This is a genomic window from Pseudomonas sp. BJa5 (assembly GCF_030272875.2).
GTDB lineage: Bacteria > Pseudomonadota > Gammaproteobacteria > Pseudomonadales > Pseudomonadaceae > Aquipseudomonas.
In genome coordinates, this window is the sequence record NZ_JALRNG020000232.1 from 1 (window position 1) to 235 (window position 235).

1 pseudogene is annotated in these 235 nt (G+C 71.5%); it reads left to right on the forward strand.

The window, feature by feature from the left end:
- A pseudogene (locus tag M2D63_RS26140) lies at positions 1-235 on the forward strand (TSUP family transporter); the annotation flags it as partial.

Sequence of the window (235 nt, forward strand, 5' to 3'; positions counted from 1 at the left end):
GGCATCGGCGGCGGGCTGATCGCGATTCCGGCGCTTGGCGTGCTGGTTGGCCTGGACCAGCAGCTGGCCCAGGGCACGGCGCTGGTGATGGTGGTGCCCCACGTGCTGCTGGCGCTGTGGCGCTATCACCAGCGTAATCGCAGCGAGCTGCGCCATGCGTAGCCGCTGGCGGCGGCCGGCTTCGTCTGTGCGTGGCTCGGGTCGCTCTGGGCGGTGGGTGTCGATGCCCAGGCCA